Here is a 1,551-nt window from a genome sequence, read left to right on the forward strand (position 1 = left end):
GTTCCCGTAACGATTATCGTCTCGCCATCGTATGGGTAGTAAGGGCCCTCCTCACCGTTAAACAGTAAATGTCCGTCCCCGGTCCCCAATTTTGTACCCTGTTTGATGGTAGGTATTTCAATCCACCGTGCTTGGTATTCATGGTTGTAACCGTTGGTGAGACTGATTACCGGCTGTCTAGGATCCCCCGCGACCTTTTGTCCGGATGATGTATTGTACCACCCGTCCCATACGTATCCGTCGTTATCTGAAGTGGCCGGAAGTTGGACCTCCTCGTTGCTATTGTAAAGTCCCGATATGTCGTTGAACGAGCCCGCGGCGTCGATATTCTTAGAGAGCGTCAACGTCTCTTTCCGTAGCTGATTAACAGTAATTACTACTGTCATATTATCCGCCTTGAGATGGATAAAAGCGGAGCGGTTTACAAGCCCGGCCTCAAGAACGTCTATGGTCAAAGGCTGGGTCACGTTGGCTGCCCCGTTGTCGGGAGTGGCGGTGAGCCAATCGATGGTTTCTCCTGAGGGGCCCTCGATCTTATCGATTACCCACCCGTCCGGATGGTCTGTGAATACGTCAATGATGTCATTGCCGACGCTCGATGGGAAGGACAAAACGTTGGTGGAGACCTTCAGGTGGTTATTGCCGGCAGTCACCATGGCATGGCGGTCGTTCCACGCTTCCACGGTGGCTTTGATCATTGCGCGCCCGGTGTAGGCATCGGCCGGTTGGCCCGCGCCTTCAAAGTCTATCCCATCGAGAGTTACATTATATGTATAGTTGCGTTTAACATCGATGAAATTGTCGCCGCCGTAATCCTTCATTTCTACACGGTAATACGATGTTGTTCCTTTGTATAAGCCGCCTACGACCAGGCAGGTGGCGTCCAGCGGATCTGCTCCGGCCTTGGCGATGTTATCGGCCTCGAAGGTAAAGATCTTATTCTCGATTTTGTTCGTTGCCGAAGTGGTGAAAGGCCCGAACGTTGTGCCGCGGGGCATCTCCGCGCCTGCTACGACAGTAGGTGCATTAACGATTTTCTGCACGCTGTTCCAGTTATCCGGGATCATGCTGCCTTTCTGGCGGGGGTTGTACAGGTAAGCCTCCTGCAGGACGAAGTCAGCTTCGGTATTGGTGATATTGATCCGGGCCAGCATACGCGTCAGGAAGACCTGCAGCCCTACGGGAGCATAGCTAGCCGTAACGTCCTGGTTGGTGATCTCGCCCCACATCGGGATGCCTGTCATGGTGGAGGCGTCGAAAGCGGTACTCTGCGACAGCACAAGGCTGCTGATAACACTCGCTTTGGTGTCACCCCTGGAGATCGTACTCAGCAGTGATTCGACCTGAGTGCGGCAATTGGCCAGCACGACGAGCGTCTGGTTTTCCGCCTGTTCGGCCAGGATAACGCTAAAGGTCGAAGCGCCTGCCGTATATCCTACGGTGGCACGGTAGAGGAAGGTTCCCCTGTCCACATCCGTCGGGTAGCCGGGGTCTGTCTGGAAGCACAGCACATCGACCGTATTGACCTTAGCCTCGTCAGCAGGCATGGCA

Annotated in this window: 1 protein-coding gene; it reads right to left on the reverse strand. The window is 54.2% G+C overall.

What is annotated here, in order from left to right; all coding sequences use genetic code 11:
* Positions 1-1,551, reverse strand: a 1,551-nt coding sequence (locus ACFO6W_RS26395) for a hypothetical protein (protein ID WP_380002171.1), incomplete at both ends; no start/stop codon positions are given.

This window comes from Dysgonomonas termitidis (assembly GCF_042654545.1).
Lineage (GTDB): Bacteria > Bacteroidota > Bacteroidia > Bacteroidales > Dysgonomonadaceae > Dysgonomonas > Dysgonomonas termitidis.